At 37.4% G+C, this 24567-nt stretch carries 25 protein-coding genes and 4 tRNA genes; 19 read left to right on the plus strand and 10 right to left on the minus strand.

The genetic code is table 11. The features are described 5' to 3' along the window. Positions 1-16: 16 nt before the first annotated feature. Positions 17-1342 carry a rhodanese-like domain-containing protein gene (locus tag PMAL9190_RS11085; RefSeq protein ID WP_087845243.1) on the minus strand — a complete coding sequence of 442 codons (1326 nt, stop codon included), beginning with the start codon at positions 1340-1342 and terminating at the stop codon, positions 17-19. A 236-nt stretch (positions 1343-1578) separates the two neighbouring features. Between PMAL9190_RS11085 and PMAL9190_RS11090 the strand changes: the two genes are divergently transcribed. Beyond that, on the plus strand, positions 1579-2598 hold the full coding sequence (locus PMAL9190_RS11090) for an META domain-containing protein (RefSeq protein WP_087845244.1): 1020 nt from the start codon (positions 1579-1581) through the stop codon (positions 2596-2598). A 110-nt stretch (positions 2599-2708) separates the two neighbouring features. Here PMAL9190_RS11090 and mobB read toward each other — a convergent pair whose 3' ends face one another. Continuing rightward, entirely contained in the window at positions 2709-3236 is a 528-nt protein-coding gene (gene mobB, locus PMAL9190_RS11095) for a molybdopterin-guanine dinucleotide biosynthesis protein B (protein ID WP_087845245.1), read from the minus strand. 267 nt (positions 3237-3503) lie between these two features. Between mobB and PMAL9190_RS11100 the strand changes: the two genes are divergently transcribed. Further along, positions 3504-3995 carry a hypothetical protein gene (locus PMAL9190_RS11100; RefSeq protein ID WP_087845246.1) on the plus strand — a complete coding sequence of 164 codons (492 nt, stop codon included), beginning with the start codon at positions 3504-3506 and terminating at the stop codon, positions 3993-3995. 97 nt (positions 3996-4092) lie between these two features. Beyond that, positions 4093-5226 (plus strand): endonuclease/exonuclease/phosphatase family protein, encoded by a 1134-nt coding sequence (locus PMAL9190_RS11105; protein WP_235004345.1) that lies wholly within the window; start codon positions 4093-4095, stop codon positions 5224-5226. 45 nt (positions 5227-5271) lie between these two features. Here the strand turns inward: PMAL9190_RS11105 and PMAL9190_RS11110 are convergent, their stop codons facing one another. Then, the gene (locus PMAL9190_RS11110) at positions 5272-5724 is read right to left on the minus strand and encodes a DUF2541 family protein (protein ID WP_087845247.1); all 453 of its coding nucleotides are present in this window, start codon (positions 5722-5724) and stop codon (positions 5272-5274) included. Positions 5725-5882: 158 nt separating this feature from the next. Then, entirely contained in the window at positions 5883-6503 is a 621-nt protein-coding gene (gene amrA / locus PMAL9190_RS11115) for an AmmeMemoRadiSam system protein A (RefSeq protein WP_087845248.1), read from the minus strand. A 389-nt stretch (positions 6504-6892) separates the two neighbouring features. Here amrA and PMAL9190_RS11120 point away from each other — a divergent pair, with 389 nt between their 5' ends. The 3 genes from PMAL9190_RS11120 (at position 6893) to PMAL9190_RS11130 (ending at position 9633) form a co-directional block, all read left to right on the plus strand. After that, the gene (locus tag PMAL9190_RS11120; protein ID WP_087845249.1) at positions 6893-7210 is read left to right on the plus strand and encodes a glutaredoxin domain-containing protein; all 318 of its coding nucleotides are present in this window, start codon (positions 6893-6895) and stop codon (positions 7208-7210) included. A 65-nt stretch (positions 7211-7275) separates the two neighbouring features. Next, positions 7276-7482 carry a hypothetical protein gene (locus PMAL9190_RS11125; RefSeq protein ID WP_087845250.1) on the plus strand — a complete coding sequence of 69 codons (207 nt, stop codon included), beginning with the start codon at positions 7276-7278 and terminating at the stop codon, positions 7480-7482. A 576-nt stretch (positions 7483-8058) separates the two neighbouring features. Then, on the plus strand, positions 8059-9633 hold the full coding sequence (locus PMAL9190_RS11130; protein ID WP_087845251.1) for a BCCT family transporter: 1575 nt from the start codon (positions 8059-8061) through the stop codon (positions 9631-9633). Between the two features lie 100 nt (positions 9634-9733). On the opposite strand, the gene PMAL9190_RS11135 is transcribed toward PMAL9190_RS11130, so the two are convergent. Together PMAL9190_RS11135 and PMAL9190_RS11140 are read right to left on the minus strand one after the other, a co-directional pair. Further along, positions 9734-10483: a 3'-5' exonuclease gene (locus PMAL9190_RS11135; RefSeq protein ID WP_087845252.1), complete on the minus strand. Its 750-nt coding sequence runs from the start codon at positions 10481-10483 to the stop codon at positions 9734-9736. 15 nt (positions 10484-10498) lie between these two features. Continuing rightward, a complete protein-coding gene (locus PMAL9190_RS11140; RefSeq protein ID WP_087845253.1) occupies positions 10499-12376 on the minus strand; it encodes a DUF294 nucleotidyltransferase-like domain-containing protein in 1878 nt (625 codons plus the stop codon). A gap of 464 nt (positions 12377-12840) precedes the next feature. On the opposite strand from PMAL9190_RS11140, the gene PMAL9190_RS11145 reads away from it, so the two are divergent. From PMAL9190_RS11145 to PMAL9190_RS11165, 5 genes are all read left to right on the plus strand, one after another. Continuing rightward, entirely contained in the window at positions 12841-13764 is a 924-nt protein-coding gene (locus PMAL9190_RS11145; protein WP_087845254.1) for a PfkB family carbohydrate kinase, read from the plus strand. Positions 13765-13914: 150 nt separating this feature from the next. Beyond that, positions 13915-13988, plus strand: a tRNA-Cys gene (locus PMAL9190_RS11150). An 11-nt stretch (positions 13989-13999) separates the two neighbouring features. Further along, positions 14000-14075, plus strand: a tRNA-Gly gene (locus PMAL9190_RS11155). A 174-nt stretch (positions 14076-14249) separates the two neighbouring features. After that, positions 14250-14336: transfer RNA gene (locus PMAL9190_RS11160), tRNA-Leu, on the plus strand. Positions 14337-14440: 104 nt separating this feature from the next. Continuing rightward, positions 14441-14527: transfer RNA gene (locus tag PMAL9190_RS11165), tRNA-Leu, on the plus strand. Positions 14528-14624: 97 nt separating this feature from the next. On the opposite strand, the gene PMAL9190_RS11170 is transcribed toward PMAL9190_RS11165, so the two are convergent. Then, positions 14625-14804, minus strand: coding sequence for a DUF3012 domain-containing protein (locus PMAL9190_RS11170; RefSeq protein ID WP_065168342.1), 180 nt, complete (start codon positions 14802-14804; stop codon positions 14625-14627). A 156-nt stretch (positions 14805-14960) separates the two neighbouring features. Here PMAL9190_RS11170 and PMAL9190_RS11175 point away from each other — a divergent pair, with 156 nt between their 5' ends. From PMAL9190_RS11175 to PMAL9190_RS11195, 5 genes are read left to right on the plus strand one after another with little or no spacing between them, the layout of a single operon-like run. Further along, positions 14961-15728: a 5-oxoprolinase subunit PxpA gene (locus tag PMAL9190_RS11175; RefSeq protein ID WP_087845255.1), complete on the plus strand. Its 768-nt coding sequence runs from the start codon at positions 14961-14963 to the stop codon at positions 15726-15728. 1 nt (position 15729) lies between these two features. Next, positions 15730-16428, plus strand: coding sequence for a 5-oxoprolinase subunit B family protein (locus tag PMAL9190_RS11180; protein ID WP_087845256.1), 699 nt, complete (start codon positions 15730-15732; stop codon positions 16426-16428). After that, complete coding sequence (locus PMAL9190_RS11185; protein ID WP_087845257.1) at positions 16407-17345, plus strand: 5-oxoprolinase subunit C family protein; 939 nt, start codon at positions 16407-16409, stop codon at positions 17343-17345. Before PMAL9190_RS11180 ends, PMAL9190_RS11185 begins: the two co-directional genes overlap by 22 nt. A gap of 42 nt (positions 17346-17387) precedes the next feature. Then, positions 17388-17960: a gamma-glutamylcyclotransferase family protein gene (locus PMAL9190_RS11190; protein WP_087845258.1), complete on the plus strand. Its 573-nt coding sequence runs from the start codon at positions 17388-17390 to the stop codon at positions 17958-17960. Positions 17961-17980: 20 nt separating this feature from the next. Next, positions 17981-18232 carry a hypothetical protein gene (locus PMAL9190_RS11195; RefSeq protein ID WP_087845259.1) on the plus strand — a complete coding sequence of 84 codons (252 nt, stop codon included), beginning with the start codon at positions 17981-17983 and terminating at the stop codon, positions 18230-18232. Between the two features lie 50 nt (positions 18233-18282). Here PMAL9190_RS11195 and PMAL9190_RS11200 read toward each other — a convergent pair whose 3' ends face one another. Further along, a complete protein-coding gene (locus tag PMAL9190_RS11200; RefSeq protein WP_087845260.1) occupies positions 18283-19071 on the minus strand; it encodes a DUF3108 domain-containing protein in 789 nt (262 codons plus the stop codon). A gap of 365 nt (positions 19072-19436) precedes the next feature. On the opposite strand from PMAL9190_RS11200, the gene PMAL9190_RS11205 reads away from it, so the two are divergent. Both PMAL9190_RS11205 and PMAL9190_RS11210 read left to right on the plus strand, forming a co-directional pair. After that, positions 19437-19655: a hypothetical protein gene (locus tag PMAL9190_RS11205; RefSeq protein ID WP_087845261.1), complete on the plus strand. Its 219-nt coding sequence runs from the start codon at positions 19437-19439 to the stop codon at positions 19653-19655. A 163-nt stretch (positions 19656-19818) separates the two neighbouring features. Further along, a complete protein-coding gene (locus tag PMAL9190_RS11210) occupies positions 19819-20292 on the plus strand; it encodes a DUF2947 domain-containing protein (protein WP_065168350.1) in 474 nt (157 codons plus the stop codon). A gap of 46 nt (positions 20293-20338) precedes the next feature. On the opposite strand, the gene PMAL9190_RS11215 is transcribed toward PMAL9190_RS11210, so the two are convergent. Both PMAL9190_RS11215 and PMAL9190_RS11220 read right to left on the minus strand, forming a co-directional pair. Next, a complete protein-coding gene (locus tag PMAL9190_RS11215; RefSeq protein ID WP_159458390.1) occupies positions 20339-21616 on the minus strand; it encodes a GGDEF domain-containing protein in 1278 nt (425 codons plus the stop codon). Positions 21617-21835: 219 nt separating this feature from the next. Then, the gene (locus tag PMAL9190_RS11220; RefSeq protein WP_087845263.1) at positions 21836-22672 is read right to left on the minus strand and encodes a pirin family protein; all 837 of its coding nucleotides are present in this window, start codon (positions 22670-22672) and stop codon (positions 21836-21838) included. Positions 22673-22961: 289 nt separating this feature from the next. On the opposite strand from PMAL9190_RS11220, the gene PMAL9190_RS11225 reads away from it, so the two are divergent. After that, a complete protein-coding gene (locus tag PMAL9190_RS11225; protein ID WP_087845264.1) occupies positions 22962-24410 on the plus strand; it encodes an NAD-dependent succinate-semialdehyde dehydrogenase in 1449 nt (482 codons plus the stop codon). The last annotated feature ends 157 nt before the right edge of the window (positions 24411-24567 follow it).

Consider the following 24567-nt stretch of genomic DNA (forward strand, 5'->3'; position numbering starts at 1 on the left):
TCTAGTCGCTAATTACCTAGTGTACACTTGCAGGAGCAATGGTTCCCTCTGCTATTGGGTTGTTTTTATTGGCACTCCATTGATACCAACCGCCATCGTAAACACTGATATTTTTCCAGCCGAGAATATGGGCAAAGAAAAATGCTTCAGATGCTCGCCAACCTGTACCACAGAAAAATGCCACATCCTGATCAGGTTTAATGTTCCATTGTGCCCATTGAGCGGTAATTTCATTGCCGCTTTTCATGGTTTGATCGGGATTTAGATAATCTTGCATGTGGTAAGAATCGGAGCCAGCATGTCCCCATTTGGCTCCCTTTATACGCCCCTTGGGTTTAATGTAATCATAACCGCTGGTTTCGCCAATATATTCTGGCCATGTACGAACACTAACAACGGATTGTTGATTAACGGGTTTTTTCAACAATGCTTTTACTTGTGCCGTATCGATTAAATATTGTGGGTTTGCTGGGATTTTTTTACCAAATGCAACTGGGGTTTTGTTGTAATTAGGCAAATGCTCTGTGGGATAACCAGCATCAGACCATGCAGTCCAGCCACCATTTAATAATCGCACGTCTTTAACGCCGGCATACATTAAGAAGTTAGCAAAGCGTGCTGCCGACATATTATTGCGAGCATAGAGAATAACCGTGGTGTCGTAACGAATACCAAGATTTGCAATAACTTGTGCTAATGCCTTGTTGTTGACTTTATTCCACCATGGTTTTGATTCGATAGTGTTGGTATTTACGTATAAAGCTCCAGGTATATGATCGAGCAAATATTTAGCGGGGGGCCCCCATTCAACTTCAACGACTTTATAACCATGTTTTGGAGCATAGCGTGGATGTTTACCAGTAATAAGATCATTTAACCATGATGCTGGCACTAATTGTTGAAAGTGAGGTAACGCAATAAGTTTACCGTGGTAGTTATTGAGAGGTTGATCAATGGTGGTTAGCGAGTGGTAACCTTGATTCTGTAAGGCGGAGCTTAATTGCTGTGCTTTATCTGCTGAGCAATATAAGTATGTAGGAAGGTCAGATTTAAGGTGTTTATCACGCAATAAGGTTTGAAAATCTGCAGTATTTAACGTTTTTAGCCAATTCGCATCGATGTTAACTGCACCTGCAATGTGCCCTCCATTTTGTTGCTGGGCTTCAGGCCAACCGTTATAAAAATTGCTGTTACGGCAATCAATAATTTGTAGTGGTGCTGTTTGCGCTTGCTGCTGAGCAAGTTGTTCAAATGTTGCTGTTTTTAAAGGAGAGGATGGACTGGCAAATGAAGTACTTGATGTCAGTAATAATGTTACTATTGCAGTTATTTTAATGAGCATGATTAAACCTAATCACCTTAGTGATCGTCAGAAACAAGCGCGCATTTTAACGGTTTAAAAAGGTAATACAATTGGATTGTTATAATTTATAAGCAATTCTATTTTTAATGAATGATAGTGTAATAAATTCGGTGTGAGCATCTATCGAGGAACTATTATGAGTGTTTTATGTCAGAACTACATTGCAGTATCATCGAGTGGTGATATATCGTGTTAAGGCATTAAAAGGAACATCTATGAAACGTTTTATCCCTGTATTTATGGGGCTATTTACCATTTATAGTTCAATGATAATGGCTGCAGAGATAACAACGTTAGATGCTCATGTTATCGAAACACAACAAAAGCCATCCTCGCCATTAGCAACCCATGTTACCCATTCTAAGTCGAGCAGCAACGGCCAATCATACAATTACTCATTACCTGTGTTACAACAGGCTTATTATCAAGGTATTGATTCAATTGGTGGTACTGTTCATTTACAGCAAGGCTTGTGGGCCGGTGAACCCTATCAGCCTGGGGGGAATGTGATGCCACAAGTGATGTTATTAAATGATTTGACAGCAGTAGGCCCTTTAACTGCGAATAATGATCCTATGGCAGTGGTGTTACTGAATTATTCACCAGGAGGAAGTGGTCAATATTTATATATTGCCGTAATGGCTTATCGACATAATAAGCTTGTTAATATTGCCACTCACTATGTTGGTGATCGAGTGCGTGTTAAAGGATTGGTGATTAAAAATCATCAAATAATCGTCGATGTTATACAACCAGGAAAGCATGATCCTATTTGTTGTCCAGGTGATGTAGCGCGTCATATTTGGATATTAAAACAAGATAAACTAGCCGAAATTCCTAGCCATAAACCGATCGTGAGATTAACCCCAGCTATATTGGCCAATACTGAATGGCAGCTTGAGAGTTGGCGTTACGGGGAGCCGGTGGCAAATAACAGCAAAATAAGCTTACGTTATATCAATGGTCATTTTGTTGGTATGGTTGATTGTAATAACTATACCATCACGGTTAAGCCATTATTACCACCTGGTTCAATTAAGGTCTTAGGCCAACATGCGGCTGTAACAACACGGACGTGTAATGCTCCTTTAGCGCCACATCGACAAAAACGATATTTAGAACAATTAACAAATGTGACCCAATTTACTTATTTTGCGGGGAAATTGGCGCTTACATATCAAGTAAATCATCATACTGGAGTGATGATTTTTTCAACACTAAAAAAGCAACCGTAATTATTCTAGCTGTTAGCATGATTATTGGTTCTATTAATAAACCGCAACTGAGCGTTGTCTCTTTCTCGTTAAAAGTATATTTAGTTGCGGTTTTTATATGGTAGTTATAATTACTCTTGCGCTAACCATTCAAGAATAAACTGGCAAATAGCGGGTGGATTATTTAAATCTAAGTGCGGTAAATCACAGTCCATAGGTGCAGGTTGATCACTGGCAAACGCCAAAATAGTGTTATCCGTTGGGTAAAGTAATGGTTTACCGTAGCTCGGACGATGAATTTCTATTTTTGGAAACGGTTGATCACGAAAACCTTCAATTAAGACCAGATCTAATAAGTCATGATTAAGCTGACTTAAACAATGATTTAATTCAGGATCTTGGCGCTCTGCCTGCGGGTATTCAAAATACAGCATATGTCGTGATTTGGTGGCGAGTAAGGTTTGACTGCAACCAGCATGGCGTAAACGATAGCTATCTTTTCCTGGTACATCGGGATCAATATCATGATGACTGTGTTTGAGTAATCCTATCCGTAAATGGTGCTGGTTAAGTAAAGGGATAAGTTGTTCAAGCAGGGTAGTCTTTCCGGAGCCACTAAATCCAGCGAAACCCAGTATTGGTGTAGGAGATGTAATCATTATGAGACCCGTTGATATTGATTCTTTTGCTATTATATACCTAACAAAAGTGAACACCTATTAACAGTACGTATTTATTGATATGTAAAGAATTTATTCAAATAAACATGACTTATGACCGCGGAATAAAAAAACAACCTCGTATTTTTTTGGTGATAATGATCTTACGGTCTACATTTAGCTTGTATTGAGCTTTTTGTTATTAATGAATACTGTTAGATTCATAGATACAAGTGATTAATATGATATTCCTAACAGGGAGTGTATATGTGGGCGACGTTAGATTTTGAAGCATCAGGATTATCCGAATTTTCTTATCCAATAGAAGTAGGATATTCACTGCCTAATGGTACCGATAATAGTTTATTGATTAATCCTTTATCTGCCAGTGATGAGTGGGTGTATTGGGATGCTTTTTCTGAGTCACATATTCATAAAATTCCCCGTTCTGAATTAGAAGCCAATGGTAAGCAAGTGGTTGATGTTTGCCGGCATCTGAATGCAGTACTTGGACAATATGAGTTGGTTTTTTGTGATAGTGAGTGGGATTTATTTTGGCTAGGTCGGTTATATCATGCAGCACATATGCGACCTTCATTTATGCTGACAGAGATCTGTTGTTGGTTAAAGCAACATAATGGTATTGAGCGGGTGCATTTTCAATTAGCACTTGAGCGTCAAGGCCCTGTGCGGCATCGAGCAAGTCATGATGCAAAACAAATTCGTTTGGCATTAAATGCGTTAGTCGGCAATCGCTAGGCTTAATCGTGCAATCATTGGTGTGTTTGTTATTGGTTGAATGGACAATGGCTATTACAATATATGCAATGAAAGTATAAGTATATGAGAATGTTAAGTGAAATCTGCGTCTAATTGCGATCTATTACTTCGTGTTGCAATGTATAATATTTCGATGTCTGATACCGAGCCAGAAAAAATATTAGCATTAACCTCTAGCTCCAATAATCCGCGTTTACGACGTTTAGCCGCCATTATTCAGCATGCTGCGGCTGATGTGATATTACTGTGTGAGTTTGATCATCTGGGAGCAGGAGGCGATGATGGCGCTCTGGCTAATTTTTGTGATAATTATTTATCTGTTGGCCAATACGATCAACGTCCTATTAAATACCCATATCGCTTATGTCCTGCAACGAATACTGGCTTGTTAACTGGAATTGATTTAAATAATGATGGTGTTATTTCATTACCAGCTGATGGGATGGGATTTGGTCATTTTCATGGTAATTTTGGCTTTGTATTATTGTCTAAGTATCCAATCCAAAATGAAAATATTCGGTCATGGCAACATATGTTGTGGAATAAAATGCCCAATGCATTAATTCCACGTGATTTTTACAGTGATGAAGCCATCGACATATTACGATTATCTTCTAAAAATCATCTTATTGTTCCTATTGAATATGATCAGCAAGTAATTAATCTTGTGTGTTGCCATCCGACGCCACCGGTATTTGATGGGCCTGAACGACGTAATGCCAAACGTAATCATGATGAAATTCAATTAGTTTGCGATATTCTCGATAATGTTGATTATTTAGAAGATGATCGCGGAAATCGTGGTGGTTTAAGCAATGAACAATCATTTATCGTTTTAGGTGATCTTAATGCTGATGTGGTTGATGGCGATGGTTTAAAAGCGCCGATTAAGCAGTTGCTCAATCATAGTCGTATTCATCAGCAAGTAAGTCATGGGGCGTTAACCCCTAAAAGTGATGGTGGTAGTGAATATCGACCATGGCAGCGACGCAAAGGGCGGCGTAATGAATGGACGCATCTAGGTGGTATGCGTTTAGATTATGTTTTGCCGTCAGATGATCTAACTGTATTAGACAGCGGGGTGTTCTGGCCATCAAAAAAACACCCTTTACGACAATTGATACTCGATGACAAAGGTCGTGAGAAGCCAACAGCCGGCTCTGATCATCGCTTAGTTTGGGTCGATATAGCATTTAGTGAGAATGTATAACTGCTTAATATCAGCCTTTGATGACGTTATACATCACCATTGTTACTAGCTGAAGATGATTGGTTGTTGTTCTTTGCCCCAAACTTCAATGACAGCTTTAGAGGTTATATCTGCGATTGATAATTGTTTATTACCTAAGCGATGAAAGTTGATTTCAATTGCGGTAATTTTGCTATCGGGGTAATCAAGTAACTCTGGTGGACTAGTACTATTTTGAGTCATTAAGCCTTTTGTTCTAAACAGCTGAAACTCACCATTGTCATAATGAATTTTGATTTTCTTAATATTAACGGCTCCTTGCGCACAGGTAAGGCGAAGGTGGTTATAGAATTTTTTTGATGATGTTTTATCGAGAATAACATTGTCGTTAGCAATGTGAAAATTCGCAGTTTGAGTGGTTAATTTAACCCAAGGTGAAGGCTTGTTTGCTGTAAGTACACTACAGCTGTTTACACTCAATAATAATACCAGCATAAAACAACGACATAGGGTTTTCATTTGGGGCTATCGCTATATTAAATGAAAGATTGAATAATCTTAGGGATTGGATGCTGCTAACTATGACATGAGTGAAAAGAGGTTATGTTATCTTGTCGACAAAACAGCGTTAGAGAACATGCTGTTTTGTCTGGATAAAGTTAATTGTGGAATTAAACTTAGAAATATTTCCCACGAATTGTTTTGAAATTTTCTTTTAGGGCGCAAGTGGTAAATGTTTTAATGACCATGGTGTCTGACCAATAATTAGCTGGCCAGCCTGCTTTTTGTTTGAGTAGTTGTATAAATTGAGGGGTTGATAATCCTCGGCGCCACGCGCTAGGTAATACCACTGTTTGTACATGTTTATCAGTTAGTAATACGCCTTGTTTATGATGAGATAAATATTCAAATAACTCAGCTTCAGTACTAAACGGCTGAATAACAAGTGGCGATAGAACTTCTACTTCAATACTTAAATCATCAAGTTGTTCTTCAGCAAGAGGCATAAAACGGCGATCTTCATAAGCACTCGCAATCGCTTTATTGTGCATCTCTAAGATTAAAGGCCTTGTTGCGATGGTTGAACCAATACAGCCTTGCAGTTGGCCGTTTACTTCTAAAGTGACAAAACATGCCGCTGGTTGCAGCATTTTGCGGGTGTAGTGATCCAGTTTCGGTGCTGAAGTTGAAATAGCTTTATCTGAAAAATGACCTCGAATAGCATCACGGGCAATATCCAGTAGCTGTGTAAGTTCACCTTTATTGTATGTTTGATATGTGACAGCTGAAATATCCACCAGTGCTCTCCTTTGGAATATTATAAAAAAATCAATACATCCGTATATGAATAATGAAGTGTGTTGTAAATAATGATTTATAAAATGCTTGTCAGTGATTAAGTAAGTGATAAAAAGCCTTTTAATGGCAATAACTTATTTCACTGTCATGCTCAATATTATCTTTTTTTAATGATTATTCAATATATGTTGAACTAAAAATTGTTAACTTGTTTGTCAAACTTATGCTGTGTGTAATTTTTATATATTTGCGTGGGTAAACTGAATTATATGGGTAATATTTGTACTTTTGTCGCTGTTTTTTTCAATTGTGTTGTTGATAAAATTTACTAGTACCTGATATTGTTTTATCGTTAATACCATTTTTGATCTAGAAGATAAATGAGTTTATGAGCATTGACCAAGGTTTGACAATAGAGCAGTTAATGGCATACCAAAGTGTTGTTATCACGCAGCCGAATTGCCCTTATTGTGTAAAAGCAAAAGCATTACTTGATCAACAGGGTATTGAATATTCAACATTAGTATTAGGACAACAGTTAACTAAAACTGTGATGGTTGATTTTATACATCAATTTGCCAATGTTACAGTAAGAACAGTACCGCAGATTATTTTAGCGGGTCATTATATTGGCGGTCATGATGATTTAGTCGCATACCTTGAGCGTCAAATAGATAATAATGATTTTGATGATTTTGAATTATAAAATCATCATGATATTAATAAAAAGGGTGAGCAGCCCTTTTTATGGTTAACGCAAGAGGACACTATATGAAATTAGATTTTTCGCAATTAAATAAGCAAACCAAGAAATCATTTAGCGATCAGCATGCTGTGATTAAAAAAGTTATGCAAGGTAAGCTTGTTGCTTGTGAACACTGCCTACAACCATTAATGCTTATTGCACCAGAACAGAGCGAACAACCTGGTATTGGTTGTTCAAAAAGATGTACTTTTATCTCTCTTGAATTTGGTTAACAGATTTTACTATTGTTATTTGACTATTTTTTGGTGCTGTTTTGTATAAAATATCACCAATCTAAGTTTAATTTCTGCAAACTTAATAATTAATTATACGTAATAATCCAGTTTTTTTATCTTGCTAAACGTTTTTTCTCGCTATTTAAATATATCGATAAATAAAGGCTAATTCAGTCTTATAATATTATAAATAAGCGTAACGATTGTTTGTCTATATATTGCAAATATTATTGGTTGTCTTATTTTTCAATATTATAGCTAATCTATTGATTAAACGTCATAAAAATAAATTAAATTTGTTGTCGTTGCACATAAAAAACAGTTAAAAATTTAAAATGAACTAAAGTTGTAGCAATGAATGATTAGAATACAAATAAAAATATGTTAACGGTCATTAAAACTAATCAATAACAACGAATATATTAAGATTAGGAAGCAGTGAATATAGCCTATATTGCTGTTTTTGCTCTATGTTGACAGTTCTCGCCTATTAATGGTTATATAATGGCGCTTTGATTTTTGTTTACATGACTAAATATTATAGTTGAGGCGATACCTAACAGGATGTAATAAATGAGTAAACACGATAAATATAGTATAGATAATACAGATTACACTATTGGTCAAGATAATGTCCAAAAGTGGGGATTTGATGTGCATAATGCCGTTTTTGGTGTGAGTGCTGGACTTATAATCATTTTTTTAGTGGCGATTTTAATTTCAGATCCAGCAACCGCTAAAGCAGCATTAGATGGTGTTAAAGGGGCGATTGTTAATCAGTTTGCTTCTTTATTTATATGGGCGGGTAATTTCTTTGTCCTTTTTTGTTTAGCGTTAATCATTTCACCTTATGGTCGTATCCGTATTGGTGGACAAAAAGCGAAAGCAGAGCATTCAACATTGTCATGGTTATCAATGCTTTTCGCTGCCGGTATGGGTATCGGCTTGATGTTCTGGAGTGTTGCCGAGCCTGCCGCTTACTTTACTGGCTGGGGTGGTTCAACACCGCTAAATGTGACTCCTGGTACGCCAGAAGCATTTAAAGTTGCAATGGGTGCAACCATGTACCATTGGGGTTTACACCCGTGGGCAATTTACGCTGTTGTTGGCTTGTCTATGGCATTTTTTTGCTATAACAAAGGGTTGCCGCTTTCTATTCGCTCTGTGTTTTACCCTATTTTAGGCGATCGCACATGGGGTTGGCCTGGACATATTATTGATATTCTGGCTGTTTTAGCGACACTGTTTGGTTTAGCAACTTCATTAGGCTTAGGTGCTCAGCAAGCTGCAAGTGGTATTAATCATGTATTTGGAATGCATGGTGGTTTAGGGCTACAAATAACAATTATTGTTGTCGTTACCATGGCCGCTATTTATTCAGTGGTTAAAGGTATTGACTCTGGGGTTAAATTACTCAGTAACATTAATATGTTAGTCGCGGTTGTTTTACTTATTTTTGTTGCTCTGGTTGGTTTTTCTGTTTCAATGGATACCTTACCAAAAACAATTATGGGTTATATTGAAAACTTTATTCCACTAAGTGACCCTTATAATCGTCCAGATGAAAAGTGGATGCATGCTTGGACAATCGTTTATTGGGCTTGGTGGATTTCATGGTCACCATTTGTTGGTTCGTTTATTGCTCGTATCTCAAAAGGCCGTACTGTTCGCGAATTCTTAATTGCGGTTATTATTACGCCGACCGTGGTTACTTCGGTATGGATGTCTGTCTTCGGTGGTCAAGCAATTCACCAAATTATGGATCATATTGGTACATTAGGCGCGAAAGGTATTACTGAAGTACCACTAGCAATGTTCCAGATGTATGACGCATTACCATTTGGTAGCATTTTATCGTTTATCTCTGTGATTCTGATTTTAGTGTTCTTCGTAACCTCATCAGACTCAGGTTCATTAGTTATCGATAGTATTACTGCTGGTGGTAAAATTGATGCTCCAATTCCACAGCGTGTTTTCTGGGCATCAATTGAAGGTCTTATCGCCATTGCGTTGTTATGGGTAGGTGGCACGCAAGCTATTCAAGCATTGCAAGCAGGTACGATTTCAACGGCATTACCGTTTACGTTTATTTTGATTATTATGTGTATTAGCTTGTTAATGGGCTTTAGAACTGAGCGTTATAAATAATTTCTTAGTGAAGTAATTGCAATAAATGTAACGTAATAAAAGCAGCCTTTAGAGGATATCTAAAGGCTGCTTTTTTACATGACTTACAGGCGCTAAAATATTACTCCCATAACTTACTAATCGGAGTATCAGGACTAAAATGGTAGGCTATTTGCGCTTGAAGTAATTCTGCGGTTGCTAAAGAGTCGGTTAACGCGTGATGGGGTTGATAGGCAGGCAACCCATAACGAGAACGGCATTTACCTAAGCGTACCGAGCCTGGACGTTTGCCTTTTAATTTATTCCACCACCCACCAAATTGCTGTTGCTGGATTGTAGCTTCAATGGCTAAAGTATCAACAACGGGAAATTGAATGCCTTCTCCTAAACGAATCTTTAACGCTCGATCCATAAATTGGCGCTCAATATTTTTATAATGCACCACAACAACTTTCCCTGCGAGAGCATCTAATACTGCTTCAAGAATACGGCGTAAATCTGGCGCCTGTTGAACATCAGAATGGGTAATACCGTGAATAACGACCGAATCTTCTTCTAATTTCACCTTAGGTTTTACTACCCAGTGTTGTGACTGGCGGCAATAAATTCGATGAATATCAAACGGTACTAATCCAATACTAACGATATCGTCACTATTTGAATTAAGGCCTGTTGTTTCAAAGTCGAGAGCAACAAATGGCACCTCGCATAGTGGCGTGTCTTCACTAATAATACCGGCCTGATAATAAGATTTTATACGGCTATCCTGTGCTTCTTGTGCTAATCGTTGAAAACGTAAATGCCAATCTGGAGTGGCGATATTACGTATAAAGTGCACAGAAGCTGAGTGTTTTGATCCATGATGAAACATTAATGGCTCTTTTTATTAGCGTGCTGACTGATAACGAAATTTGACAAAGTTTTGTGCTTTACTCAAAATCTGGAACGCGTCTTTGAGATTACGGCGTTCAAAATCAGACATGTTTTCAGGCTCTATACTATTGTCTGGCTCGATCCCTGCTTCAATATCAAGTGCTTGGTGACGAATACGCACGAGTGAAATATATTCCATCGCATCACGTAAATCTTGTGCTCGACCTGGTGGTAAAATACCGCTATCAATGATGTCATCAAGGCGTTCTAATGAGTTTTGTGAACGAGAACCAACAGCAAGGGCATGTACACGAATCAAATCCGCTAAAGGTGCAGTACCACGGCGTTTAAGATTGATTGAGTTGTTATGACGACCATCTTTTTCCATCACAAAATCTTTGAAAAAACCAAGCGGCGGAGTGCGATTTAACGCATTACGTGCTAAACAAGACAAGAAGCGAGGGCTATTACGCGCTCGTCGTACAATAAAGCCATTGAGCTGTTTGGCCCATTTAGTTTTGCCCCATACCCCGCCAAGATCAAAAAATATTGAGCTATTAAGTAATGCGACAGGTTTAGGGTTATCAATCCAATCAGCGAAGCAATCCTCCCATTGTTGACGTGTTTTACGCCACTCTGGATTCGTTGCCATAATATCGCCAGTGCAATAGGTATAGCCACATTCAGCTAGCCCATCACAGACAAATTTAGATAGCTTTTCAAAGTAAGCGTTATGCTTGGCATGATTGAAGTTATTATCAAGAATAATGGCGTTATCTTGGTCGGTAACAATCAATTGTTCGTCACGAGCCATTGAGCCTAAAGCAAGGAAACAGTAAGGCACAGGAGGCGGACCATATTCTTCTTCTGCAAGTTCAAGTAACCGTTGCTTAAAGCTTCGTCCGATTTCAGCCATTGCGCTACCAATCATATGCGAGTTGGCATCTTCATTGACCATGCGTACAAAACAGTCTTTAACTTGGGTTGAAAGCACTGTTAATTCTTCAACAGATTGTTGCTGATAGATACTGCTTACCAGTAATAAACTGTTTTGAGATTCATAGCGCACAATATCAGAGACACTGATAATACCAACCGGATGTTTGTTTCGCATCACAGGAAGGTGATGAATGTTATAACGCAACATCGTCAACATAGCTTCAAAGACATAGGCATTATGATCCAGTGTGATTGGATCTGCTGACATCACCGTTGAGACAGGATTGGACGTTGATACTCCTTGTGCTAGCACACGGGTACATAAATCGCGATCGGTAATGATTCCAACAACGAGGTCGTTATCATCATCGTCATCAACGATAGTTTCATCGCTGATTAATAATGCAGATATGCCTTCTTCTGCCATCGTTTGAGCGGCGACTTGAATGGTTGCATTTTGATCAAGGATCACCGCATCACGTGTTAATAATGTACGAACTTTAGAGGTGGTTAAATCGTTTTCATCATTTTGGCGAGATACAGCATGACGGAGTCGAGAACCATCATCAACTTCGACAAAATCTGCAAAGCTATCGAAATCGTCACAGAGTTTGGTAAAAAGACTATTAGGAATACAATAGAGCAGGGTGTCTTCTAAAGCTTTTGCTGGCATTCTAACGCGATTATTCATTAATAATCCCATTTGGCCAAAAATATCACCTTCATCTAAACGGTTATAAAGTTCTCCTTTGCGGCGATAGACTTCGACCGCACCGCTTCGAATGAGAAACAGATCATTGATACTATCACCTAGGTTTAAAATCATGCTGTCTGCACGGTGATAGGCCACTTCAATTTCGATTGCTAACTCATTCAGTTGTTGTTCTGGTAGCAAATCGAAGGGTGGATATTGGCTGATAAAATTAAGTATTTCTATTTGTTCTGCTTCCATATCTCAGTCCATATCAATAAAAAAATCAGGAGCAAGGCTCCGCTGATAATAATTAGAGGGCGATAGATATTACACCGTCATAAAGTGTTATTACTTATGAAATTGTAACCTATGCAGGTACGGAAATCATATATAGTTCATCATTAACAATTACAGTTGTAAGTGTTAAATGTATATTGACCGTGTCAGTATATAAGTCATTTTTAGATGTTACCTATCAATATATATCATCGTTTTGAGTGAGCTGTATCATAAATATGAGCGGTATTCTTTAGCATTAAATAGCGCAAAAACACTAATTAATAGGTATATTTTATTTTTTCGTATTAAATGATACTTAGCTCTAAAATAAGTCTAAATCTAGAATATTGTAAGGATAGAGATAAAGCAGAATGTATTACGCTTTTAATTAGTCAGTTTCAATATACGTATTGTCATCTACCGCTATCTATAGCGAGGAAGATATGAAGATTGTCTTTTTGGGCGAAGCATTAGTTGAGCTAAACCATTCACCTCGACATCAAACATATGGCGGTAATGTCGTTAACCGTGCTTTATATTTGGCAAGGCTAGGCGGTTCACGTGCTATTGATGTCAGTTATGCGACCTGTATTGGGATTGAAAAAATCTCGATGAAAATGATGCAGCGCTGGCAACAAGAAAATATAGATACTAGTTTAGTCAAATGTTTAGCAACTAAATACCCTAATTTATGTTTTATTGAAACCGATAGCCATGGTCAACGACACTATCATTATTGGAATAAAGATAATGCAATGCGGTATTATTTTTCTTATGGCCCTGCATTATTAAATCATGCCTTAATGAAGCATGATTATGGCGCAATTTATATTAGCGGTAGCAGTATTGCTGCATTAACAGATGATGATAAAACATTATTGTTGTCGTTATTGGAAATACATAAACAACGTGGCGGTAAAGTTTATCTCGATAATAATTTTCGGAATGACTTATGGTCAACAAGACAAGCTCAATATTGGTACGAGAAAATATTTCCTTATGTCGATATTGCCTTTATTGATTTAAATGATGAAATGCGAATTTGGGGAAGTTCACGTTATTTAACTCAACGTTATATTAAATGGGGGTGCCGTGAGGTTGTCTTTAAGCAAACCAAGAAAAATGGATGTACGGTATGTACTTTAGTGATCAGTTCAAACTCACTATTACGTGTAGCAAGCATTAAGTTGGCCGTTAAACAAGGTGATGATATTGCAGATAATGCCTTTGTCGCAGGATATCTTGCTGAGCGAATCAATAAACACACCATTGCACAGTCTTTATTATTAGCACAAAAGCTGAGCCATCGAGTAACAACCTGTTCAGATGCAATTATTCCTTCAGATTCAATGCGTGACATTATGTAGTTTATTGTATGGCATGTAATCGGAACGACTTGTTTTGTATGTAAAATAATCAAACAAACATAAATTTTAAAAATGCTGTTGACTCAACCCCAGCAATCCGTACAATGCACCCCATACCACGAGACATCAGCGTCTCTGGTTAGGAAATATGGCGCGTTGGCAGAGTGGCTATGCAGCGGATTGCAAATCCGTGTACCTCGGTTCGACTCCGGGACGCGCCTCCATACTTCCTCTTGCGACACTAGCTCAGCTGGTAGAGCGCAACCTTGCCAAGGTTGAGGTCACGAGTTCGAACCTCGTGTGTCGCTCCAAATTTTGAAATATTGACGTTGTCAGTATTTAGTAACATAAGAGATGACATCAACGATGTTGAGGTCACGCCTGAGTTTAGAAGATCGGGAACCTTGAGTGTTACACCAAATTAAAAAATATGGCTTAATGGCGATATTTACAGATGGTGTCTTACCCATCGCAAGAAATTGCGTGCCCTGGTGGTGGAATTGGTAGACACAAGGGATTTAAAATCCCTCGGCGTTCGCGCTGTGCCGGTTCAAGTCCGGCCCGGGGCACCATCTATTTATCTACACTGAGTAGGTAAGAGAAATATAAAAATTAAAAGATATGGCTTGATAGCGGTATCTACAGATGGTGTCTTACCCATCGCAAGAAATTGCGTGCCCTGGTGGTGGAATTGGTAGACACAAGGGATTTAAAATCCCTCGGCGTTCGCGCTGTGCCGGTTCAAGTCCGGCCCGGGGCACCATCTTTTTAAAAAGCTCATCATTTGATGAGCTTTTTTTCGTCTAAAGATTACCCAAATGTTCACTGTTATCTTAATCGTAATTAAGTGTGTTTTTGATTTATTTTTTATCGTCACTTAAGCGAATAATACAGTTTTTGGTAAACTCAACCGCTTCATTCGCAGTCCATTCTCCTTTAGCTTTGTCTTTTAGTTGCTTACACCACTTCTCGCTGCCAACTGTTGGTGAGCACGCTGATAATAAAAATACAGCACTGAGCAAAATTAAAATTGTCTTCATTAGCATCCTTTCTTGGGGGTGATATTAGATGGCGTTATGATTTGATAACCATTATAGCTAAGGTAATTTAAATCATCATGTTAGCTATTTAATACTACACTCAGTTAGGAATAACGACATAATATTTATGGCATGTTGTTAGCGCTAGGAGGGCGAATGAAATTAAATTGTGATATGGGTGAAAGTTTTGGTGTATGGAAAAAAGGCAATGATAGTGATGTTATGGCTTCAATTTCAATGGCAAACATTGCTTGTGGTTTTCATGCGGCAGATCCAGACACAATGGCGGAAACGATACGCTTGGCCAATCAGCATGGGGTTATGTTAGGCGCACACCCTAGTTATGATGACAAGTTAGGCTTTGGTCGACGCCATATTGCGCATTCTTTACCTGCTATTGCACATCTAATGAGCTATCAAATTGGCGCATTGGAAAGTTTGTGTCAGTTACAAAATTCAACGCTGCATTATGTAAAACCACATGGTGCGCTCTATCACGATATGATGATGGATGAACAGATCTTCACTGTTATAATTAAAACACTCAATAAACTTAACCACTGTCGCCAACAGCCTCTCGCTTTAATGGTCCTTTCACGTAAAGATAATCAGTATTATAAAACTATTGCGCATGATAATAATGTAAGTCTTATCTTTGAGGCTTTTGCTGATCGTACCTATTTAGCATCAGGGATGCTGATGCCTCGTGAACAACCTAATGCGATCTTAAGTTCACCCGCTGCAATTCAACAACAAATGCAACAACTATTACAGGGAAAAGTGCAAACGCTCACTGGTGATTGGTTATTATTGGAGGTCGATTCAATATGTGTGCATGGTGATAATCCGACCGCCGTTCAGTCAGTCAAAACATTAGCTGAATTGATTATTGCTGCTAATCCTTGTGGTGATGATGGGGGGTAATATGAAAATAACTCCAATCTCAGAAGGTACACTAATGGTAGAGTTCAGTGCAGTGATAAGTGCTGAAACGACCCAATGTATTGCTGATTTTGTCACATATTTTGAGCGGCAATATACTGCATTTATTGTTGAAATTGTGCCGTCATATACTAAAGTAATGCTGCAATATAAGTTGAGTCAATGCGATTTCAATCAATTACAGCATATCTGTTTGAACTGGTATCAAGAGTATAATATTGACCAACGGCGAGCACCTGTAAAAGTACACCAGCTAGCGATTTATTATCACCCTGAAGTTGGTCCTGATTTGCCTTCTTTAGCAATGTCACGGCAGCTAAGTATAGAGGCTGTTATTGCATTGCATAGTCGTCAAACATACGATATTGGTGCGATAGGTTTTGCACCTGGCTTTGCATTTTTATCAAGCGTTGATGAGGCAATTGCCGTTCCTCGTCATCAGACTCCTCGACCATGTGTTCCTGCTGGTAGTGTTGGCATTGCTGATCAGCAAACGGCAATTTATCCTCAAACGAGTCCTGGCGGATGGCATATTATTGGCAATTGCCCGCAATCTGTATTTGAGACTACAACTTACCCACAATCCTGCTTTGCTGTTGGCGATAAAGTAAAATTCAATGCGATTGATCGTGCGACATTCTTAGCACTTGGAGGTGTGATATGTCCCGTTTGGCCATCATAAATCCAGGCATATTATTATTAATACAAGATTTAGGTCGTTATGGTGGTGCTCAACAAGGCGTCACACAAGGTGGTGCAATGGATTTACATGCTTTTTGTTGGGCTAATTATCTTTTATCTAACGACAGTAACGCCGCACAATTAGAATTGACCGTAGGTTTAGCTTGTTTTGAAGCATTGGACGACTGCCAATGCGCATTAACAGGTGCCAATATGGCGGCAACAATTGATGGTCAGCCAATAGCACCATGGCGGTCTTTTCTTCTGAAAAAAGGCCAAGTATTGCAATTTGGGGTGGCTAAACATGGCTTGCGTGCTTATCTTGCAATTAGAGGTGGCTTTAACGTTCCTAAAGTATTGGGTAGTACGGCAACCGTTATGCGAGAACAATTGGGTGGGTTAGAACGCGGTCAGCCATTAGCGAGTAATACAGTGCTTGATGGCTATAAAGTGGCTTTATTAAACCGATATTCTGTCGTACCAACGGAATATATTCCAGATTATAGTATTGATGTGGTGCTACATGTTATTGAAGCTTATCAAGCTAACGCCTTTACAAATCAGCAAAAAAAACGGTTTTATAGGCACCATTATCAAGTTAGTCCAGCCTCAGATCGTATGGGATGCCGATTAGAAGGTGAAAAAGTAACCGGAGTGGCAATGGAATTAATTTCACAGCCAATTGCAACAGGGGCGATTCAAATCCCGCCTGATGGGGTACCTATTGTTTTATTAAATGATCGTCAGACTTTAGGGGGATACCCTGTTTTAGGGTGTATTACTCGAATGGATCTATTGCGTCTCGCTCAAGTTAAGCCCAATGAGAAGGTGAAATTTAAAGCGGTTGATACTCAGTTACTAATAGATTACCAGCAACGATGGATGGATTTTTGCCGTTTTTTTACATTACCTTTTTAGAAAGTGGTAGGCTAAATAAGTTATATAATAAGAGGGAGCATTATGTATATTTTTGGCTATGGAAGTTTGATCAATGCAGATTCACGTCAACGTACAGGTAATACTGGTGAAGCAATTCCAGTCGTTGTTGAAGGATTGCAACGGTATTGGGGAAAAATAGCGGGCAGTTATCCCATTTCGCCATTAGTCGTTATTCCACAGCAAGGGCAATGTAATGGCGTGTTGGTCGAGGTTGATGCCATCGTATTAGCGGAGTTTGATAAGCGTGAGCATGGTTACCAACGAATAGAAATAGAATGGGATAAGATCACTTGTATAGATAAGTCGACTGTAGATATTACAGCCCCAGTATGGGTTTATGTTAATGATGATTTTTGCTCACCATGCCATCAAAAACCCATTATTCAAACTTATGTTGATACTGTTTTAGCTGGATGTTTAGCTATTTCGCCACAATTTGCTGAGCAATTTATATCCATGACGAAAGGTTGGCAGCATGCTTATGAAAATGATCGCCATCAACCAAAATATGGTAATTTAGCGCATGTTTTTGAGCAAGATAAGGATATTATTGCTCAATTAGTCCAATCTGTAATTATTCAATCTCATCAATAGTTATAAAAATAAGCATTATAATGGCTAAACCTAATAAGAAAGGACCGACTAAAACGGTTGATGTAATATGTTGTCGCTGTAAAACACTGTTATTTAAATACCGCAAAGGTGGTAAAGGTGCGTTGGTGAAATGTTTTAAAGAAAGGATCAGTAGAGATTTTACGCTACAAGCGTGCATTTGCCCTGAATGTCAAACCATATTTGCACGCGAAGCCTTAGTTAGAGGAACGCCTGCGTATAAAATCATTGGCGGTAAAGCGATAGCTAAATGAGATTACCATCAAACAGTCATTCAAATAGTGACTGTCTGATGGTTTTGAGATTATTTAAGGATGATGGGTTGCGGACAGTGTATTTTCTTGCTGATTAAAACTGCTTTTAAATCCAGTAATTTACGTTTATATGTCGCACGAACTAGTTGGTAATCAATGGATGGTGCAAACCAGAGTGACAGTTGGCGATCGCTTTTCTTTATTTGGTCAACACGGATGGTTTTTAGATCACCAAAATTGGTTGCTATTGTTTCTTCTCCGACCACTTTGAAGTAGTAATGGCTAGTGTCATCACTATTTTGTAAAATAAAGTCGAAGTTTTTCTTTCCTTGCATTATATCTAATCGCATCTGGGTACCAATCGTATCACCATCAAGTATTGGTAATAAAGACTCACTGAATTGATGTGTCTTTCCGCCTTCCGTTACTGTTGATTGTGCACCGTCATCGGTAAAAATGGCAGATACTTTTCCTGTCATTAAGCCTTTTATATTACGTTGAAACGAATCTGTAACAAAACTTTGGCGTTGTTGCGACCAATGAAGTTTTGAGTGCTGGTTTAACTTTGCTTTAGTAATTAAAACACTAACAGTACTGTTGGTATAAATATTTGCATGTGTACCATCCCAAACTAAATTACGCTCGTAATCACCAATATGATGCCCTTCAAAAAAAACCTTATATTTTAGAGTTTTATTACATTGGTTGTTTTTATTGGGGAATAATTGAGTAACAGGCTTATCTATAGAAGAGGGGGTCGCTAATGTGCTTGCGTTAGCATTAATGATAGAGCTAAATATACTCACCAAAGAAAATGTAATAATAGGCAATAAACGCACAAACACTCCTGAAACAATGAAAATAACGATGTTAATAATGAATATTAATAGTCTAGCAGATGTACTGTAAATTTAACGCTGTTAATTACGCAACAAAGATTAAATCTTGGTGTAAATAATTAGTAAATGTTAAAAAAAAGATATTTTAAAAAGTCATTATAATCAGTTAGTTAAAATTATCTTATCAATAATATATTTTATAATTAATGTTTGTTATTTTTAAGTTTTTGTTTTTAAAGTAAAAGGCATGAATAGCTATAGCTTAAATATGTGACAATTTAAAGACAGTTATTTGACGAAATCTAGAGATGAGCCTATTTTTATTTAGTCGTTATTTATGTATCTCATTGCAAGAGGAGTCAAAGATGAAAAAAATGAACTCGTCATATCGTTTACAGATAATTAAAGAAATTGCTCAAAAAAGGCAAATGCAGTCTACCGATGATCCGATGGCGAGGCATATATCTGAACTTCTTGATTGTCATCATGATACACCAATAAGAACGACGCCGACGTTTTTAGATAATCACTATGATGATAATGTTGGTGGTTGGGTAAGCGATCTATGGCAACCTAATAAGTAATCCAATAGCAGCATTAAATGGTGTAAGCTTATAACTAAAGGTACGATAACATTCGTATCTTTTTTTGGTTTTGGCCTTGATAGGTGAAAATTATTAGTCAGAGACTGGAACAAATATCAGCACTGATGTACATTGCGTGGTGTTTATTTTTTTAGGCTGACAAATGAATTATACCGAATTTGATAGTTACGTACGTAAATGGATTTTCACTCATGCTTCAATGCCTGTTGCTGAAGCTGATTTAGTACAAATAAAGCCATTTACTCAAGCTCGTTCGGCGCAATTATGGTGTGAACACGTGAGTAACCAAAGTTCTGATGCTGATCATTTTGAAAAAGGTGACTGGGCATTTGATAAAAAAATTTGGTCCGAAGCGATGGATTGGCAACAAGCTTGGGACAGCGATGAGCCTGAGCTACCTACAGAGTTGTTAGCAGATATAAAGTGGGAAGATAACACCACTATTTTCTTCTGTTATGAAAAATACAATATTATTGAAACTAAATGGGGGGTATTTAAACGTAATTGGAAGAATTTCTTGTTCTTTGATGATGGCCCATTATTACTTGGTCGCAAACAGAAGCAAGTGGTTTGGTTTCAATCAAATGGTACATTCCAATTAGCAACCCGTCCATAAGCCAATTTATCATGCCGTATAAATCTCTATTTATACGGCATTTTTATTAAAATGAATTACATTCTACAATTCTGCCTTTTCCCGTCATTTTTGCTTTATACATTGCAATATCTGCTTGAGATAAAATGTCTTCAATTGTTTGGTGCTGCTTGGGGTGAGCGTAATAACAACCAAGACTAGCACTCATTTCTATATGATGTTTATTAATGATAATTGGTTGCTGTAGGACGTTGAGTATACGTTCACATGCTTGAATAACATCTGTTTGTGTTGTTGCTGGGTTAATAATTGCTATAAATTCATCACCCGATAGACGTGCGACCATATCGGTTTTCTTGATAGAGTTACGTAATTTGTAGGCAGTTATTTTTAGTACCTTGTCACCCATTTGATGGCCGTAGTTATCATTTATTTTTTTAAAGTTATCTAGATCAATAAAAACAACAGCAAACTTATGACATTTTGTTTGTTGTGTATTAAGTTCATCATTTAAGCGGTTCGTAAGCGCGACTCTGTTCGGTAATTCCGTTAATGAGTCATGATGATTAATATAAACAAGGCGGTCAATTTCTCTTATTGTTGTCAAATCTGTTGCAATGATGGAATACTGTATATGATTGTTTTTATTATCAATAAATTTATTTATTTTTACATATAGTGGAATGGTTTTTTTGTTGGTTAGATGTTGAATAGTAAATTCACCTTGCCAGTGATGGCAACGATTAAGCTCATGTGTAAGAGAAGCTTTAATATTTTTGTATGCAACTTTGTTAATAAAGTTTATTAAAGGTTGGTGAAGAAGGTTTTCATATTTTACACCGATCAATTTACAGAAGGTTGGATTTACGCGAGTTATAATTCCATTATTATCAATAATGATAATAATATCCTGACTATTATTGAAAATACTTGAGGTTAATTGGTTGTGCGACATTAATGCTTGTTTTTCTTTTGTTAACTCAGATGTTTCAAAATCAACCTGAGAATCTTTTTTATTTACTTCGTCTATTATAGCGCTGCAGTATTTAAAGGTGTCACTTATATTTATATCGTGAATGTTTTCATCGTTAAGTATATTTCCTTTTTCATTTAATTCTTTGTTTAATTTTTTTAATGGGTTAATAAACCATTTATTAATTACATTTATAAAATAAAATAAAATAAAAAATAGCGTAAATACGAATAGAATATTTATTTTAGTGCTGTGATTGTGAATTACATTTAATGTATCTTCACTAAAAAACTTAAAGAGCACAAGCAATTGAAAAGAAAGGAAAATAAAAAAAAGAAACGCAGTTATTTGAAAGGCGATTTTTTTATACATTGAATAATTCGAAAAAAAATTTTTTACGGATAACATGAAGAATACCTTTGACATTAATTGTAATTATGTAATAACAAAACTAGCCATAATGTTTATTACACATTAATGATTTATTTTTAGTATAAGTATAAAAGAGATAATATCATGCTATTAAAATTATTGTTCATATCAAACTTATAAGTATTACTTATTGGTATTGTTATCATTAGGTTTCATGTTTTAATTAGGTGTTTTAATACTTGATATTAATTTTGATATTGTGGTTTTACTTTTATTGATATTATTTTCGTTTGAGTGAAAAGAATGTTGATTCGTTATCATTTTTTGCTTTAGTGGGACTGCACAAGCAATGAAAAAACGTGAACTTTGATTGGTTGTTGTAATTGTGATGGGGTTTGGTGACGATTCAAATAAGCCCATTTGTAATGGTGTGAGTTTATTATTTGCGCTATAAGCAATACCTGACTTTAAGTAAATAAAGCTAGAGAGATATTGCAGTGGAGGAGTAAAACACCAAGAACTATATGATGTCATAATGATATCTAATAAAATAACATCACAATGACATATTACAGGACTGTGATGGTGATGATAGCTTCCAATTAATACTTTTGTTGCAGAATGGTCGACTTCAATAAGCGGCAATTGGTTCTTGGTGACTAATTTGCTTGAGGGTTGGCACATTTCAATATTATTAGCAGCAGGTAAGGCGGTCCATAGTTGAATTGATTCACTGGTTGATTGTAGCGGTAAGACTGTCGATTTATGAATAACACCTTTACCAGCGGTCATTACGTGAATATCTCCACTCTGAATAGTATGGTGCTGTGGAGTCGAATCATGATGATTAATAGTACCGATAACAGGATAACTGATAGCTTCTATTCCTGAATGGCCATGAAAATTTAGGCTATGGCGGGTGTTATTTTTTGATGTGAAGTGTTCCCATAAAACAAATGGATTTGTCGCTGGAAAATCTTGTTCATGGATAAAAGAGGTCGTTGTTCCTGTTTTTATGCCATGACGAATATGGGTAAGCTGTCTACTTTTTTGCATAAGCAATTAATATCCACTTTAAAGTACAGCAAAGTGATTGTTCAATTTAATCATTACGATTATTACTACTATTTAAAGCGTAGTTGTGATGGTGGTTATTTGCAGATGAATTGTATAATTTTTACTGTTTTTTCTACACTGTGTGCTTTATTAGCTATCGTTCTAAGCAGATATAATGATAAGTGTGTAATATAATAAATTAATCAGTTGGTTATATATTTCAATGAATCTCTTTTGTGATAATCAATATCAAGTTTAATTCATTGTATACATAAAGCAGGGTACAGTAATGACATTATCTTTAGGTGGATTGTTTAAACAGCAAGCGTTTATTAATGGTGAGTGGATAAACGCTTATTCCGGAAAATCGACAGTTATCACTAATCCTGCCACAACAGACGTTATTGGCCATGTACCTCTAATGGGGGTGGAAGAAACCCGCACTGCGATAGAAGCTGCAGATAAAACCTATCGCCAATGGGCAAAAACAACGGCTAAATACAAAGCAACAGTATTACGTCAGTGGTATGACCTTATTGTCGAGAATACGGCTGAGTTGGCGACAATCTTAACGTTAGAGCAAGGCAAGCCACTAAGTGAGGCTAAGGGTGAAATTACCTATGCTGCTAGCTTTATAGAATGGTATGCCGAAGAAGCTAAACGCATGAATGGTGAAATGATTCCAAGCCATAAGACGGACGCGCGCATTTTAGTGTCACGCCAGCCTGTTGGTGTTGTGGCTGCTATTACACCGTGGAACTTTCCTGCGGCAATGATCACGCGTAAATGTGCTCCGGCATTTGCGGCTGGTTGTGCTGTGGTATTAAAACCTGCACCGGATACGCCTTTTACGGCACTTGCCTTTGCCGCATTAGCACAACAAGCGGGTATTCCTGATGGCTTATTTAATGTTGTTACTGGGGATGCGGTTAAAATTGGTGCAGAATTAACCGGTAATAAAAAAGTCAGGAAGATATCTTTTACGGGCTCAACGGCTGTCGGTAAATTATTAATGGCACAAGCGGCAACGACGGTGAAAAAAGTATCATTAGAGCTAGGTGGTAATGCGCCATTTATTATTTTTGATGATGCCGATATTGATCGTGCTGTTGATGGTGTAATGATTGCTAAATTTCGTAATGCAGGTCAAACATGCGTATGTGCAAATCGCATTTATGTTCATGAGGCTATTTATGAGCAATTTATTGAACGATTATATCAACAAGTATCGTCATTAAAAGTTGGTAATGGTTTAGATGCTGGTGTAACAATTGGTCCGTTAATCAATCGTGCCGCAGTTGAAAAAGTTGAACGTCATATTCATGATGCGATGTTAAAAGGGGCGAGTTTAGTTTTAGGCTCGCAACAACCATCGAGTGATTGTTTTATTCAGCCAACGATTATTCGTGATGTGCGCGATGATATGCTGGTGGCAATAGAAGAAACGTTTGGACCATTAGCTGCTATTTTTAGCTTTAGTGATGATCTAGAGGTGATTGAACGCGCTAATCATACCGATTCAGGCTTAGCTGCTTATATTTATACTCAATCACTCTCGCGAGCGTTCACTGTAAGTGAAGCTTTAGAATATGGCATGGTCGGGGTTAATGAAGGGCTAATTTCAACAGAACTTGCCCCGTTTGGTGGCGTTAAAGAGTCGGGATTAGGTCGAGAAGGGGCTCATCAAGGTTTAGAAGAATATACCGAGATGAAATATACCCTCATGGGCGGTATTTAACTGTAATAATAGTCGGTGTTCAGTAGGCTAATTTTAATCGGCTGCTGAACACCAAGATATTACCGTAGAAATAGTTTTGTTTAGTTTCTAGGTAGAGTAAAGTGAAATAATATACTTTTAACATTTTGTTAGAACGAGTAATTATAATAGTAAGCCC

The organism is Photobacterium malacitanum, from assembly GCF_900185615.1.
In the GTDB taxonomy this organism is placed as follows: Bacteria; Pseudomonadota; Gammaproteobacteria; order Enterobacterales; family Vibrionaceae; genus Photobacterium; species Photobacterium malacitanum.